The following is a 15296-nucleotide window of genomic DNA, read 5'->3' on the forward strand; positions in this document are numbered from 1 at the left end:
CCGGTCGGCCGCGGAATCGATAGGTGGCTTTCAATTTTCCCGGCGCCGGGCAATGATGGCGCAGTCCCTGACATCCCCTCGCGCCAGGCCCGTTCATGAGCTCTCCCGAGCAGCGTCCGCACGCCGTCACCCTGCAGATCGTCTCGATCGTCGGTTTCACCTTCCTGCTGTTCCTGTGCATCGGCTTCCTGCTGCCGGTGCTGCCCGGCTTCGTCCACCACGAGCTGGGCTTCGACGCCACCACCGCCGGCCTGGTGATCGGCGCGCAATACCTGGCGACCCTCGCCTCGCGGCCGCTGGCCGGGCGCCTGACCGACACCCTGGGGGCCAAACGCGCGGTGATCTACGGCCTGCTCAGCCTGGCCGGCGGCGGGGCGCTGGTGCTGCTGGCCACCAGCCTGCAGGCGCTGGTCTGGACGAGCCTGGCGCTGCTGCTGGGCAGCCGCCTGCTGATCGGCTTCGCCCAGGGCCTGATGGGCATCGGCACGGCGAGCTGGGGCATCGCCCGGGTCGGCGCGCAGAACACCGCGCGGGTGATCTCCTGGAACGGCATCGTCTGCTACGGCGGTATCGCCCTGGGCGCGCCGCTGGGTGTGGGCATGGCCGCGCAGCTGGGGCTGTGGAGCCTGGGCGCCGGCATCCTGGCGCTGGCCGGCCTGGGCCTGCTGCTGGCCCGCGGCAAGGCGCCGGCGCCGATCATCGCCGGCACGCGCATGGCCTTCTTCGCCGTGCTCGGCCGGGTACTCCCCTACGGTATGTGCGTGGCCCTGGGCTCCATCGGCTTCGGCAGCCTGGCCACCTTCATCACCCTCTACTACGGCAGCCGCGGCTGGGCCGACCCGGCCTGGTGCCTGAGCCTGTTCGGCATCAGCTTCGTCGGCGCGCGGCTGCTGCTGTCCTGGACCATCAACCGCTTCGGCGGCTTCAACGTGGCGGTGCTCTGCCTGCTGGTGGAAAGCGCCGGCCTGCTGTTGCTGTGGCAGGCGCCGAGCCCGGCCTTCGCCCTGCTCGGCACGGCGCTGACCGGCGCCGGGCTGTCGCTGGTGTACCCGGCGCTGGGCGTCGAGGCGGTGCTGCGCATTCCCGCCGCCAGCCGCAGTTCGGCGCTGGGCGCCTACGCGCTGTTCTTCGACCTGGCCCTGGGCCTGGCCGGCCCGCTGATGGGCGCGGTGGCCGCGCACTCGGACTACGCCAGCATCTTCCTGGTGGCCGCGCTGCTGGCCGCCTGCGGCTTCCTCATCTGCCTCTGGCTGCTGCGCTTCACCCGCCAGCGCCACGAGGAACTGGACTTCGACTAGACTGCGGCTTCCCCCGCCGTGACCGCTTCCCATGGACATCGAACTGGCGCGCACCTTCCTGGAAATCGCCCGTGGCGGCAGCTTCGTCGCCGCCGCGCAGCGCCTACACGTGACCCAGACCACGGTCACCGCGCGGGTGCACAACCTCGAGACGCAATTGGGCTGCCGGCTGTTCCAGCGCAGCCGCGCCGGCGCCCGGCTGACCGATGATGGTGAACGCTTCCTCGGCTACGCCAACCAGCTGGTGCAGACCTGGGACGCGGCGCGCCGCGACCTGCCGCTGCCGGCGGGCTACCGCGAGGTGCTCAACATCGGCGGCGAGCTGAGCCTGAGCAACCCGCTGATGCTCGCCTGGACGGTGCGCCTGCGCCAGCGCATGCCAGCCCTGGCCCTGCACGCCGAGATCGGCAGCGGCGAGCGCCTGCAGAAGCAGCTGGAGCTGGGCGTGCTCGACGCCGCGCTGGTCTACCGCCCGGACTACTGGCCGGGCATGCAGGTGGAGCAGTTGCTGGAGGAGAAGCTGATCCTGGTGCGCTCGACGCAGCAGCCGGAGCCCTACATCTACATCGACTGGGGCGAGGAATTCCGCCGCCAGCACGACGCCGCGCTGCCCGACCGGGCCCACGCCGCCACCAGCTTCAGCCTCGGCCCGCTGGCCCTGCAGCACCTGCTGCAATGCGGCGGCAGCGGCTATTTCCGCACGCGGGTGGTGCACAGCTACCTGCAGGCCGGGGTGCTGGAGCGGGTGCCGCTGGCGCCGGAATTCATCTACCCGACCTACCTGGTGTATTCCCGCGAGAAGGATTCGCCGGCGCTGCAGAACGCCCTGGCCATCCTCCGCGAGGTGGTGGCCGGGGACATCGACTGGTCGCAGCGCTGGGACTACGAGGCCTAGACCGCCACCTGCAGGGCGCGCTCGGCCTGCACCTGCGGCTGCAGCCAGAGGTGGCGGAAGGCGGCGATAAGGTCGGTCTGGCTGAGCATGCCGACCAGCCGGCCGGCGCCGTCGACCACCGGCAGGCAGTGCCGGCCCTGGTCGGAGAGCAGCTGGATCAGCTCCGGCAGCTGGGCGTCCTCGCGCAGCGACTGCACGCGGTGCGTCATCAGGTTGCCGACGCGCTGGCCGAAGGGCGAGCGCAGGCGGCGCTGGCCGCGGAACAGGTCGCTCAAGGTGAGGATGCCCACCAGGTGGCCGCGGTCGAGCACTGGCAGGGCCTTGAGGTGGTGCTTGTCGAGCAGGCCCCAGGCTTCCTCGATGCGCGCGTCCGGGCTGACCGAGCGGATGTCGCGGGACATGATGTCGCGCGCGCGGATGCCGCCCAGCAGGCGTTCGCTGGCGTGCTTCTCGGCGGCCAGCAGCAGGCGTTCGAGGTCCTCGGGCGTCACGTCGACGAAGCCGCCGGCGCTGGCCAGGGCGCTTTCCAGGTCGTCGGCGTGCAGGCCCAGGCGCTCGCCGGGCAGCGGGTCGGCGGTCAGGTGCGGGTTGCTGGCCGGGACGGCGAGCTTGCGCGGGTAGGGCGCGCGGGTGAGGTTGTTGTAGACCAGGGCCAAGCCGATCAGCGCCAGCGAGGCCACGCCCACCGGCAGCAGCAGGTGCAGCAGATGCTGGTCCACCAGCGGCCCGCCCACGGCCAGGCTGAAGGCCATGGCCGTGCTCGGCGGATGCAGGCAGCGCAGGCCGAGCATCAGTAGCACCGCCACCACCATGGACAGCGACGCCTGCGGCCAGCTGTGGCCGAGCCAGTGGCCGAGCAGCAGGCCCACCAGCGCCGCCACCAGATTGCCGCCCAGCAGCGACCAGGGCTGCGCCAGCGGGCTGGACGGCACGGCGATGGCCAGCAGGGCCGAGGCGGCCAGCGGCGGGCCGATGCGCAGCATGGTGTCGACGCCGAACAGCCAGGCGCACAAGGGCATGCACAGGCCCAGGGCGAACCCGCAGCCGAGCACCGCGCGCAGCCAGTCGCGGTTGGACGAGGGGCCGGCGCAGGGCGCCAGGCGGTGCAGCCAGGCGCCGAAGGCAGCGGCTTTCATCGCGGCACCTCGCGGGAGGCGCCGGGAAGGGGGGCAGTCAATGGATGCATGTCACGCAGGCACCGCGCATCACGATTCCGGGCTGGGCCGGTCGGGCGGGCGCTTCCTTATGGTTGGTCGAGCGGCGATTCGTCGCAGGGGCGAGGCCGACGGCCATCCTAGACAGCGTGACGATCCATATCCAATGAATGTTATTGCTGTTTGAGTGCAATATCGGTGAAGTGTGGGCGCGCCCGCGCGGGGCTCACACCGGTGGGAAGGCCTTGAACGCCTCCAGCGTCTCGGCGTAGGCGGTCCAGTCGCGCAGGGCCGGGTAGTCGCCGGCGGCCACGCGCTCGGCATGCACCAGCTGGATGAAGGTCCAGGCCACGGCGGCGCTCAGGCCGGCCTGGTCGAGGCGCCCGTCGCGCGGCAGCGGCTGCGTCAGCAGCTCCAGCTCCAGGCCGGCGCAGGCGGCGCGCAGCTGCTGGTCCACCCGGGCGTACCAGGCGGCGTCGCGGCGGGCCTCGTCGCGCTGCAGCTCGTAGTACAGCTGCACGGCCTTCTCGCAGGCCGCCAGGGCCATGCCCAGCAGGCGCGTGGCGCGCACCCGCTCGGCCGGCTCGGCGGGCATCAGGCTGCGCCCGGCCTGGTGTTCGGCCAGGTCGATGATCAGGCTCGAATCCATCAGCACCTGGCCGTCGTCCAGCACCAGGCTGGGCGCCTTGACCACCGGGTTGATGGCGCGGAACTCCTCGACGTGGCGGAACACCGAGAGCGAGCGGTGGCTGAAGTCGACGTCCAGCAGGCGCAGGCTGATGGCCACGCGGCGGACGTAGGGCGAGTCGAGCATTCCGATCAGTTGCATGGAGGCATCCTGTTATTGGAGATTACATGGGGTAGCCGGCCGTGAGGGCCGCATGGCAGCGCTGCTGTCGCTAAATCTAGCGGCTTGAAAGGCCGGAAAAAATCGACGATTTATAACTGCAAGGGTTAGCGGAACTTACATGAGTGCCTATCCACCCCTGTCCGCGCTGCGCAGCTTCGAGGCCGTGGCCCGGCTCGGCAGCGTGACCCAGGCCGCCGCCGAGCTGCACGTCACCCACTCGGCGGTCAGCCAGCAGGTGCGCCAGCTGGAGGAACTGCTCGGCGTCACCCTGCTGCAGCGCGAGGGCCGCGGCCTGCGCCTGAGCGAGGAGGGCCGCCTCTACGCCCTGCAGGTGCGCCGCGCCCTGCGCGACATAGCCGAAGCCACGCGCCTGGCGCGGGCGCGGCCCAGCGAGGGGGAACTGGTGGTGGCGGTGCTGCCGTCCTTCGCCCAGCAATGGCTGCTGCCGCGCCTGCCGGCGTTCCGCGAACGCCATCCCGAATACCGCCTGCGCCTGCTGGCCAGCCTGGAAGTGATCGACCTGCGCCAGGGCCTGGCCGACGTGGCCATCCGCATCGGCCAGGGGCACTGGGAAGGCCTGGCCCAGCAGCGCCTGTTCGACGACGAATTGCTGGCGGTCTGCGCCCCGCACTTCAACGGCGGACGCCTGCCGCGCACGCCGCAGCAGATCCTCGCCGGCCCGCTGATCCACGGCTTCGAGTCCTGGCTGCCCTGGTGCCAGGCCGCGGGCGTGGCACTGCCCGAAGGCGACGGCCTGTTCACCGTCAACGACTCCAACCTGGTGGTGGAAGCCCTGCGCCTGGGCCTGGGCATAAGCGTCGAACGCCGCAGCCTGGTGGCCGGCGCCCTGGCCCGCGGCGAACTGGTGCAACTGGGCGAGGTCAGCGCGCCCTACGCCTACCCCTACTGGCTGGTGTGGCCGCAGCGGGAGGAGACGCGGACCAAGGTGGCGGTGTTTGCCCAGTGGTTGGCGGAGGAGGTGGAAGAGTACCTGGGGCGGGGTGATTCGCGTCCATCGTAGGGCGGATAACCGTCCGCGGTTATCCGCCGTTGGCCGCGCCACCGGGGCGTCCGGCGTGGGCGGTGAACCCAATCGCGGACGGAGTCCGCTCCTACGTCCGTGCTTCCTTGTAACCTACGGATTTCCCGAGAGATTTAGGTGCTGAGTTCAAGAGCGCCCTCTCCCCAACCCTCTCCCGCAAGCGGGAGAGGGGGCTGTCCTGAGTGGTTGGAGAGTTCGGAGTCTTCCTGAAACGCCTAACCCCAACCCGTCATTCCCGCGAACGCGGGAACCCAGTGACTGGCGGGTTCGCGAGCAAGCTCGCTCCTACGAAAAGCAAAAGCGCGTTTGTTCTTGGACTTCCAGAGGAATATCCGCGTGCACCGGAACGCCCCTTCAGAAGGCCGAGCGAAACCGGCGCTCAGGAGGTCATGCGACATGGATGTCGCGAGAGCCCCGATGGGCTACAGGGACGTACCCTCGGGGCGGGCCTCCGTGGCGGGGGAATTCGCGAGGGTAGCCCGACTCTGTCGGGCCCGTATGCGGGGCAAGCCTTTTTGGTTCCTTTTGTGGCGTTTGACAAAAGGGACTCGCCCGAGGGGGCGAAACAAGAAGGCCGGGCAAACTCGGAGCGGCGCAGAAACACCCAAGCCAAGGCAACTGGGTTATTCCCCTTCGGGCCAGCGCAAGCGCTGTTCGCGATGGAGCCGCGTCCCGCGTTCGCGGGAATGACGAGTTCAAGATCGAAGCACGCGCTTAGCGACACAGACCGTCGCCCCACCCCGATAAAATCCCCCCTCGCAGGAAAAACCCTCCCACCCCACCCCGGCTTCTGCTCAAATTGCCGGGCACCCCGGCAAACCTGGAGAAACGATGAGCGAAGCCCTGAGCCCCGGCCTGATGGTCATCCACGGCAACCACCCCGAGGCGCTGCGCGACCTGCTGGTGGCCTGGATGGCGCGCTACCCGCTGGCGCCGCTGGAAAGCGAAACCATCCTGGTGCAGAGCAACGGCATCGCCCAGTGGCTGAAACTGGCCCTGGGCCGCGACGTCGCCGACGGCGGCTGCGGCATTACCGCGGCGCTGGACGTGCAGCTGCCCGCGCAGTTCCTCTGGCGCGCCTACCGCGGCGCCCTGGGCAAGGACCAGGTGCCGGAAGTCTCGGTGCTGGACAAGGCGCCGCTCACCTGGCGCCTGATGCGCCTGCTGCCGACCTTGCTGGCGCGCGAGGAATTCCAGGCCCTGCGCCGCTTCCTCGCCGACGACGCCGACCTGCGCAAGCGCTACCAGCTGGCCGAGCGCCTGGCCGACCTGTTCGACCAGTACCAGGTGTACCGCGCCGACTGGCTGGAGGACTGGAGCGAGCACCGCGACCAGTTGCGCACCGCCGGCGGCAACCTCCGCCCGCTGAACGACGACGAACGCTGGCAGGCCGAGCTGTGGCGCGCCCTGCTGGCGGAGGTGGGCGAGGACGGCCTGGCCGGCAGCCGCGCCGGCGTGCACCGGCGCTTCCTCGAACGCCTGCGCGAAGGCGCGCCGCCCAGGGGCCTGCCGCGCCGGGTGGTGGTGTTCGGCATCTCCGCCATGCCGGCGCAGACCGTGGAGGCCCTGGCCGCGCTGGCGCAGGTGGCCCAGGTGCTGCTGTGCGTGCACAACCCCTGCCGCCACCACTGGGCCGACATCGTCGCCGACAAGGACCTGCTGCGCCACGAATACCGCCGCCAGCAGCGCCGCCCCGGCGTGCCGCTGCAACTGGACGACGACCTCCAGCACCAGTACGCCCAGCCGTTGCTGGCGGCCTGGGGCAAGCAGGGCCGCGACTACATCAACCTGCTTGACCAGTACGACAATCCCGAGAGCTACCGCAGCCGCTTCGGCGAGGTCAGCGGCGGGCGCATCGATCTGTTCAGCGAAGAGTCGCCCGCGCACCTGCTCGGCCAGTTGCAGGACGACATCCTCGAACTGCGCCCGCTGGCCGAGACCCGCACGCAATGGCCGGCCCTGGAGCCGGCGCGGGACCGCTCCGTCCGCTTCCACCTGGCCCACAGCGCCCAGCGCGAGGTGGAGGTGCTGCACGACCAGCTGCTGGCGCGCTTCGACGCCGACCCTACGCTGCGCCCGCGCGACGTCATCGTCATGGTCCCCGACATCGACGCCTACGCGCCGCACATCCAGGCGGTGTTCGGCCAGCTCGGGCGCGACGACCGGCGCTTCATCCCCTTCACCCTGGCCGACCAGGGCCAGCGCGGCCGCGAGCCGCTGCTGGTGGCCCTGGAGCACCTGCTGCAACTGCCCGACAGCCGCTTCGCGGTGAGCGAAATCCTCGACCTGCTGGACGTCGGCGCCCTGCGCGCGCGCTTCGGCATCGGCGAGGCCGATCTGCCGCTGCTGCAACGCTGGATCGACGGCGCCGGGGTGCGCTGGGGCCTGGACGGCGAGCAGCGCGAAGACCTCGGCCTGCCCGCCGCCGAAGAGGCCAACACCTGGCGCTTCGGCCTGCGGCGCATGCTGCTGGGCTTCGCGGTGGGCGAGGGCGAGGCCTTCCAGGGCATCCAGCCCTACGCCGAGATCGGCGGCCTGGACGCCGCCGTGCTCGGCCCCCTGGCCGGCCTGCTGCAGCGCCTGGCCGAGGCCTGCGAGCGCCTGGCCGAGCCGGCGCCGCCGGAGGTCTGGCGCGAGCGCCTGCGCCAGCTGCTCGACGACTTCTTCCTGACCCGCGACGAGCACGACGAACTGCTGCGCCAGCAACTGCTGCAACTGCTCGAACGCTGGCTGGAAACCTGCGGGCGCGCCGCCTTCGGCGAACCGCTGCCGCTGTCGGTGGTGCGCGAGGCCTGGCTCGGCGGCCTCGACGCCGGCGGCCTGAACCAGCGCTTCCTGGCCGGCGCGGTGAGCTTCTGCACGCTGATGCCGATGCGCGCCATTCCCTTCCGCGTGGTCTGCCTGCTGGGCATGAACGACGGCGACTACCCGCGCCAGCAACCGCCGCTGGACTTCGACCTGATGCGCAACGACTACCGCCCCGGCGACCGCTCGCGGCGCGAGGACGACCGCTACCTGCTGCTCGAAGCCGTGCTCTCGGCGCGCGACCAGCTGTACGTCAGCTGGGTGGGCCGCAGCATCCGCGACAACAGCGAGCGCCCGCCCTCGGTGCTGATCGGCCAGCTGCGCGACCACCTGGCGGCCGGCTGGTCGTTGCCCGGCCAGCCCGGCGACGGCAAGGCGCTGCTCCACGCGCTGACCACCGAACATCCGCTGCAACCCTTCAGCCGCCGCTACTTCGAAGGCCGGGGCGAGGGCGTCGACGGCTTCTACACCTACGCCCGCGAATGGCGCGAGGTGCACCGCGACGACGAGCCGGCGGAACAGGCCGAGGCGCCGCTGCCCGAACTGCTGCCGGACGCGCCCATCGGCCTGCGCGTGCTCGCCGACTTCCTCGCCAGCCCGGTCAACGCCTTCTTCCAGCAGCGCCTGAAGGTGCGCTTCGCCGAGGAAGACCTGACCGGCCACGACGAGGAAACCTTCGCCCTCGACGGCCTGCAGGTCTGGCAGCTGCAGTTCGAACTGTGCGAGCGCCTGCGCCCGTGGATCGAGCAGCACTGGGCCGACGGTGAACTACCCGGCCGCATCGAGGGGCAACTGGCGCGCCTGCGCGGCGAGGGGCGCCTGCCGCTGGCGGCCTTCGGCGCCTTCAGTGCCCGCGAGCTGAGCGCGCCGCTGGGCGAACTGCTGACGCGCTACCGCGAGGAGCTGGAGCACTGGAGCGAGGCCGAGGAAGGCCAGCGCGAGCTTATCCACAGCCACGCGGCCAGCGGCGTGGAGCTGGGCGACTGGCTCGGCGGCCTGCGGCGCAACGCCGAGGGCCAGTGGGCCAGCGTGCAACTGGTCAGCGGCAAGCTGCACGAAGGCCGCGGCTACAAGTGGCACAGCCTGGTGCGCCACTGGGTGCGCCACTTGGGCCTGCAACTGTGCGGCGCGCCGGTGCGCAGCCTGCTGGTCAGCCAGACCGGCACCCTGGAACTGCCGCCGCTGACCGCGGAGATCGCCCGCGGTCACCTGGACGCGCTGATCACCGCCTGGCTCGAAGGCCTGCGCCGGCCGCTGCCGGTGGCCTGCAAGGCGGCCTTCGCCTGGCTGGGAGCCGGCGGTGACGAAGCCCGCGCCGCCAGCGAGGCGGCCAAGCGCTACGACGGCGGCTTCGGCAGCACCGGCGAGGCAGCTTCCTCGCCGGCGCTGGCGCGGGTCTACCCGGACTTCGCCAGCCTCAACGCCAGCGGTGAATTCGCCACCTGGGCCGAGAACCTCTACGGCCCGCTGTACCAGCTGCTGCAACGCCGCGACGACGAGGAGCAAGGCCAATGAGCCGCGAACTGCGCGCCCTGGAATTTCCCCTGCACGGCAGCCGCCTGATCGAGGCCAGCGCCGGCACCGGCAAGACCTTCACCATCGCCCTGCTGTACCTGCGCCTGGTGCTCGACCACGGCGGCGAACTGGCCTTCGGCCGGCCGCTGAGCCCGCCGGAAATCCTCGTGGTGACCTTCACCGACGCCGCCACCCAGGAGCTGCGCGAACGCATCCGCGCGCGCCTGGGCGAGGCCGCCGCCTGCTTCGCCGAGCCGGCGCTGCAGCACGACGCGCTGCTGGTCGAGCTGCGCGCCAGCTACCCGGAGCAGCGCTGGCCCGGCTGCGCGCGCCTGCTGCGCCTGGCCGCCGAATGGATGGACGAGGCCGCCGTGTCGACCATCCACAGCTGGTGCTACCGCATGCTCCGCGAGCACGCCTTCGACAGCGGCAGCCTGTTCACCCAGGACCTGATCACCGACCAGAGCGAACTGCTCGCCGAAGTGGTGCGCGACTACTGGCGGCGTAACTTCTACCCGCTGCCGGCGCCGGCGGCGAAGGTGGTCGGCGATATCTACAAGGGCGGCCCCGAGGCCCTGGCGCGCCTGCTGCAGCCCTTGCTGGCGCAGCAGGAGGCCGGCTTCCGCTATGCCGACCAGCCGCTGAGCGCGCCCGGCTCGCTGCGCGAGCTGCTGGAGGAAACCGGCGCCTTCTACGCCCGCCTGGACGAACTGGAGCAGCAGGCCCGCGCCGCCTGGGCCGCCGACGCCCAGGGCCTGCGCCAGCTGCTGATCGACCTGCGCCCGCAGCTCAACGGCAACAGCTACCGCAACAAGGATGACGACGCCGTCTTCGAAGGCTGGCTGCAGGCGCTGGAAGCCTGGAGCCTGGGCGGCGCGGCGCCGGACAACCTCGCCCGCTTCGGCCAGACGCGGATCAAGGTGAAGGGCAAGACGCCGGTGCCCGAGCATGCCGCGTTCCAGGCCATCGATGCCTGGCTGGAGGCCGCCGAGCAGCAGCCGGACATCGCCCCGCAACTGCTGCTGCACGCCCTGGGCGAAGTCAGCCGCGCCCTGGAGGCGGAGAAGCAGCGCCGCGCCGAACTAGGCTTCGACGACCTGCTGGCGCGCCTGGACCGCGCCCTGGCCGGCCCCGGCGGCGAGCACCTGGCCGAGCGCATCCGCGAGCAGTTCCCGGTGGCGCTGATCGACGAATTCCAAGACACCGACCCGCTGCAGTACCGCATCTTCGAGCGCATCTACCGCATCGCCGACAACCCCAGGGATTGCGGCCTGTTCATGATCGGCGACCCCAAGCAGGCGATCTACGCCTTCCGCGGCGCCGACATCCACACCTACCTGCGCGCCCGCGCCGCCACCGCCGGGCGCCACTACACCCTGGGCACCAACTACCGCTCGACCCTGGCCGTGGTGGAGGCGGTGAACCACTGCTTCGCCTTCGCCGAGGGCCATGAGCGCGGCGCCTTCCGCTTCGCCGCGCAGGGCGACAACCCGGTGCCGTTCCAGGCGGTGGCCGCCAAGGGCCGCGACGAGCGCCTGCTGATCGACGGCGAGGAAGCCGCGGCGCTGACCCTCTGGCAACTGGAGAACGACGGCCAGGTGGTTGGCAGCCGGCTCTACCGCGAGCAGATGGCCGCCGGCGCCGCCAGCGCCATCCGCCATTGGCTGAGCCTCGCCCAGCAGGGCCGCGCCGGGCTGTACAAGGCCGATGGCACGGGCCGCGCGCTGCGCCCGGCGGACATCGCCATCCTGGTGCGCGGGCGCAGCGAGGCCGAGGCGGTGCGCGCGGAACTGGCGGCGCGGCGCCTGGCCAGCGTCTACCTGTCCGACCGCGACTCGGTGTTCGACAGCCCCGAGGCCGGCGACCTGCTGCACTGGCTGCGCGCCTGCGCCGAGCCGGGCAACGACGCCCTGCTGCGCAGCGCCCTGGCCACCCGCACCCTGGGCCTGGGCTGGCAGACCCTGGAACGGCTGAACCAGGACGAACAGTTCTGGGAAGGCATGCTCATGCGCTTCCGCGACTACCGCAGCCAGTGGCAGCAGCAGGGCGTGCTGCCCATGCTGCGCCGGCTGCTGGCCGACTTCGAACTGCCGGCGCGGCTGCTGCGCCGCGCCGACGGCGAGCGCAGCCTGACCAACCTGCTGCACCTGGCCGAATGGCTGCAGCGCGAGGCCGCCGAGCTGGACGGCGAGCACGCCCTGCTGCGGGTGCTGGCCGAGCAGCTGGCCAGCCCGTCGAGCGAGGAAATCCTTCGTCTGGAAAGCGACGCCGACCTGATCAAGGTGGTGACCATCCACAAGTCCAAGGGCCTGGAATACCCGCTGGTGCTGCTGCCGTTCATCTGCAGCTGGAAGGAACTGGACGGCAAGAGCCAGACGCCGCCCAGCTTCCAGGGCGAGGAGGGCAAGGTGATCGAGCTGGCGCGCGGCAAGGACCTGGCCGAGGCCGCCTACCGCCTGGCCAACGACGAACGCCTGGGCGAGGACATGCGCCTGCTCTACGTGGCTCTGACCCGCGCCCGCCACGCTCTGTGGCTGGGCGTGGCGCCGCTGGTGGCGGGCAACGCGAAGAGCCCCGAGCTGCACAAGGGCGCCTTCGGCTACCTGCTCGGCGGCGGCGCGGCCATCGCCCTGGACGGCTTCGCCGGCTGCCTGCAGGCCCTGGGCGGCGGCTGCCCCGGCATCCGCATCGAGCCCGTGCCGGCGGTGGACGCCACGGCCTACGACGAGGCCCGCGCCGGCCTGCTCGGCCAGGCCCGCGAGCCGCAGCGGCGGGTGGCGGAGAAATGGTGGATCGCCAGCTATTCCGCGCTGGCCACCCTGGACGCCGAAGGCGACGCGCCGGCGCCGGCCAGCGAACCCATCAGCGCCGAAGAGGCCACCCTGCGCGAAGGCGACGCCGACAGCGCCGCGGCCGAACTGGCCCAGGCCGCGCCGGCCGCCGGCAGCCTGCACGCCTTCCCGCGCGGGCCCAACCCCGGCAGCTTCCTCCACGGCCTGCTGGAATGGGCCGCCGACGAGGGCTTCGCCGCCGTGGCGGAGCAACCCGAGGCACTGCGCGACCTGGTCGCCCGGCGCTGCCAGCTGCGCGGCTGGGAAGCCTGGATCGAGCCCCTGGCGCAGTGGCTGCCGGCCTTCCTCCAGGCCCGCCTGGCGGTGCCCGGCGCGGCGCCGGTGCAACTGGCGGCGCTGGCCAGCTACCAGAAGGAAATGGAGTTCTGGTTCGCCGTGAAACCCACCGACAGCACCCGCCTCGACGCCGCCGTGCGCGCCCACGTGCTGCCCGGCGAGGCGCGCCCGGCGCTGCAGCCGACGCAGCTGGGCGGCATGCTCAAGGGCTTCATCGACCTGGTCTTCGAACATGAGGGGCGCTACTACGTGGCCGACTACAAATCCAACTGGCTCGGCCCCGACGCCGCCGCCTACACCGCGCCGGCCCTGCGCGCGGCGGTGCTGGAGCACCGCTACGACCTGCAGTACGCGCTCTACCTGTTCGCCCTGCACCGCCTGCTCAAGGCGCGCCTGACGGACTACGACTACGACCGCCACGTGGGCGGCGCGCTCTACCTGTTCCTGCGCGGCGGCGAGCACGGCGTGTTCCACGAACGCCCGCCGAAGGCGCTGATGGAGGCGCTGGAAGCGCTGTTCAGCCAGCACGCCGAGGAGGTGCCGGCATGACCCGCGAGCAACTGCTGGAACTGCTCGGCCAATGGGCCGGGCGCGGCTGGCTGCGCGAGCTGGACCGCGCCTTCGCCGCCTTCCTGGTGGAACAGGCGCCCGACGCCGAGCCGCTGCTGATCCTCGCCGCCGCCCTGGCCAGCCACCAGCTGGGTCGCGGCCACGTGTGCCTGGACCTGGCCGCGACCCTCGCCGACAGCCGCTTCGCCCTGTCGCTGCCGCCGGACGGCGAACTGGAAGGCACGCCGCTGACGCTGCCCGGCGAACTGCTCGACGGCCTCGACCTGGCCGCCTGGCAGGCCGCCCTGGCCGACCTGCGCCTGGTGGGCGAGGGCCCCGGCGCCACGCCGCTGGTGCTGGCCGGCCCGCGCCTGTACCTGCGTCGCTACTGGCAGTACGAACGCGAGGTGCGCGCCGGCATCGACCAGCGCCTGGCCCGCGGCGAGGCCCTGCGCGCGGCATTGCCGGTGGATGCCCTGCGCCAGGCCCTGGACGCGCTCTTCCCGAAACGCCCCGGCGCCCCGGCGGACTGGCAGAAACTGGCCTGCGCCCTGGCCGCCGGCAACGCCTTCGGCATCGTCACCGGCGGCCCCGGCACCGGCAAGACCACCACCGTGGTGCGCCTGCTGGCGCTGCTGCAGAGCCTGGCCCTGGGCGGCGAGGGTGGCCGGCCGCTGCGCATCCGCCTGGCGGCACCCACCGGCAAGGCGGCGGCGCGGCTCAACGAATCCATCGCTAATGCCGTGGACCGCCTGGACCTCGGCGCCTTCGCCAACGGCGAGCAGATACGCCAGCAGGTGCCCAAGGAAGTCACCACCCTGCACCGCCTGCTCGGCAGCCGCCCGGACAGCCGGCAGTTCCGCCACCACCCCGGCAACCCGCTGGCGCTGGACCTGCTGGTGGTGGACGAAGCCTCCATGGTCGACCTGGAAATGATGGCCGCGCTGCTCGGCGCGCTGCCGGACAAGGCGCGGCTGATCCTGCTCGGCGACAAGGACCAGCTGGCCTCGGTGGAGGCCGGCGCAGTGCTCGGCGAACTGTGCAGCCGCGCCCGCGAGGGCCACTACCGTGCGGCGACCCGCGATTGGTTGCAGGCGGTCAGCGGCGAGCAGGTCGACGATGATCTGCTCGACGCCCACGGCCAGCCCCTCGACCAGGCCGTGGCCATGCTCCGCCACAGCCACCGCTTCAGTTCCGCCAGCGGCATCGGCCAGCTCGCCGAGGCGGTCAACGCCGGCGACGTGGCGGCCATGCGCGCGGTCTGGGAACGGGGCTACGCCGACCTGGCGCGCCTGGCCCTGGACGCCCGCGACGACCGCGGCCTGCGCGAACTGGTGGTGGAAGGCGGCGGCCGCTACTTCCTCGACGCCGCCGCCCGCCCGGATGTGGCGCCGCCCCAGGGCTACCGCCACTACCTGCAGGTGCTGCGCGACACCCGCCCGGCGCCGGACGCCGCCCAGGCCGACTTCGACGCCTGGGCCGGGCGCGTGCTCGCCGCCCACGGCCAGTTCCAGGTGCTCTGCGCCCTGCGCCGCGGCCCCTGGGGCGTGGACGGGTTGAACCTGCGCATCGCCGACCTGCTGCAGGACGAGGGGCTGATCCAGCCCCACGGCGGCGCCTGGTACCTCGGCCGCCCGCTGCTGGTCACGCGCAACGACTACGGCCTGGGCCTGATGAACGGCGACATCGGCATCACCCTGGCGCTGCCCCGGGAGGAGGGCGGCGAGCGCAAATGGCCGCTGCGCGTGGCCTTCGCCGACGGCCGCGGCGGCATCAAGTGGGTGCTGCCCAGCCGCCTGCAGGCGGTGGAAACGGTGTTCGCCATGACCGTGCACAAGTCCCAGGGCTCGGAGTTCACCCACGCCGCCCTGGTGCTGCCCGACGCGCTCAACCCGATCCTCACCCGCGAGCTGGTCTACACCGGCATCACCCGCGCGCGCAGCTGGTTCAGCCTGGCCAGCGCCGGACGCGGCCAGTGGGTGCTGGAGGCGGCCATCGAGCGGCGGGTGCAGCGGGCCAGCGGGTTGCTGGAAGCTTGAGGGGCAAAATTGCGATAGGCA

Annotated in this window: 8 protein-coding genes; 6 read left to right on the plus strand and 2 right to left on the minus strand. The window is 71.9% G+C overall.

Features of this window, described 5'->3' with window-relative positions; all coding sequences use genetic code 11:
- Positions 1-95 precede the first annotated feature (95 nt).
- Positions 96-1298 (plus strand): MFS transporter, encoded by a 1203-nt coding sequence (locus BM060_RS21935; RefSeq protein ID WP_074982959.1) that lies wholly within the window; start codon positions 96-98, stop codon positions 1296-1298.
- 31 nt (positions 1299-1329) lie between these two features.
- Entirely contained in the window at positions 1330-2193 is an 864-nt protein-coding gene (locus BM060_RS21940; protein ID WP_043272399.1) for a LysR family transcriptional regulator, read from the plus strand.
- Here BM060_RS21940 and BM060_RS21945 read toward each other — a convergent pair.
- Together BM060_RS21945 and BM060_RS21950 are read right to left on the minus strand one after the other, a co-directional pair.
- Positions 2190-3329: an HPP family protein gene (locus tag BM060_RS21945; protein WP_074982961.1), complete on the minus strand. Its 1140-nt coding sequence runs from the start codon at positions 3327-3329 to the stop codon at positions 2190-2192. The genes BM060_RS21940 and BM060_RS21945 overlap by 4 nt on opposite strands.
- Positions 3330-3573: 244 nt before the next feature.
- The gene (locus tag BM060_RS21950) at positions 3574-4176 is read right to left on the minus strand and encodes a glutathione S-transferase family protein (protein WP_074982963.1); all 603 of its coding nucleotides are present in this window, start codon (positions 4174-4176) and stop codon (positions 3574-3576) included.
- A 139-nt stretch (positions 4177-4315) separates the two neighbouring features.
- Here BM060_RS21950 and BM060_RS21955 point away from each other — a divergent pair, with 139 nt between their 5' ends.
- The 4 genes from BM060_RS21955 to recD all read left to right on the plus strand — a co-directional run bounded on the left by BM060_RS21955 (position 4316) and on the right by recD (position 15275).
- Positions 4316-5218 carry a LysR substrate-binding domain-containing protein gene (locus tag BM060_RS21955; RefSeq protein WP_043272401.1) on the plus strand — a complete coding sequence of 301 codons (903 nt, stop codon included), beginning with the start codon at positions 4316-4318 and terminating at the stop codon, positions 5216-5218.
- A gap of 852 nt (positions 5219-6070) precedes the next feature.
- Positions 6071-9559, plus strand: a complete 3489-nt coding sequence (gene recC / locus BM060_RS21960; RefSeq protein ID WP_074982966.1) for an exodeoxyribonuclease V subunit gamma — start codon at positions 6071-6073, stop codon at positions 9557-9559.
- Complete coding sequence (recB, locus tag BM060_RS21965) at positions 9556-13236, plus strand: exodeoxyribonuclease V subunit beta (RefSeq protein WP_074982968.1); 3681 nt, start codon at positions 9556-9558, stop codon at positions 13234-13236. Before recC ends, recB begins: the two co-directional genes overlap by 4 nt.
- Positions 13233-15275, plus strand: a complete 2043-nt coding sequence (gene recD, locus BM060_RS21970) for an exodeoxyribonuclease V subunit alpha (protein ID WP_074982970.1) — start codon at positions 13233-13235, stop codon at positions 15273-15275. Before recB ends, recD begins: the two co-directional genes overlap by 4 nt.
- Positions 15276-15296: the final 21 nt, after the last annotated feature.

The sequence above is a fragment of the Pseudomonas citronellolis genome (assembly GCF_900112375.1).
Lineage (GTDB): Bacteria > Pseudomonadota > Gammaproteobacteria > Pseudomonadales > Pseudomonadaceae > Pseudomonas > Pseudomonas citronellolis.

Bases quoted from the DNA above. Each gene is read 5' to 3' on its own strand.
- recC (WP_074982966.1), top strand. From the start codon at position 6,071: ATGAGCGAAGCCCTGAGCCCCGGCCTGATGGTCATCCACGGCAACCAC.
- recD (WP_074982970.1), top strand. From the start codon at position 13,233: ATGACCCGCGAGCAACTGCTGGAACTGCTCGGCCAATGGGCCGGGCGC.
- BM060_RS21945 (WP_074982961.1), bottom strand. From the start codon at position 3,329: ATGAAAGCCGCTGCCTTCGGCGCCTGGCTGCACCGCCTGGCGCCCTGC.
- recB (WP_074982968.1), top strand. From the start codon at position 9,556: ATGAGCCGCGAACTGCGCGCCCTGGAATTTCCCCTGCACGGCAGCCGC.
- BM060_RS21950 (WP_074982963.1), bottom strand. From the start codon at position 4,176: ATGCAACTGATCGGAATGCTCGACTCGCCCTACGTCCGCCGCGTGGCC.
- BM060_RS21940 (WP_043272399.1), top strand. From the start codon at position 1,330: ATGGACATCGAACTGGCGCGCACCTTCCTGGAAATCGCCCGTGGCGGC.
- BM060_RS21935 (WP_074982959.1), top strand. From the start codon at position 96: ATGAGCTCTCCCGAGCAGCGTCCGCACGCCGTCACCCTGCAGATCGTC.
- BM060_RS21955 (WP_043272401.1), top strand. From the start codon at position 4,316: ATGAGTGCCTATCCACCCCTGTCCGCGCTGCGCAGCTTCGAGGCCGTG.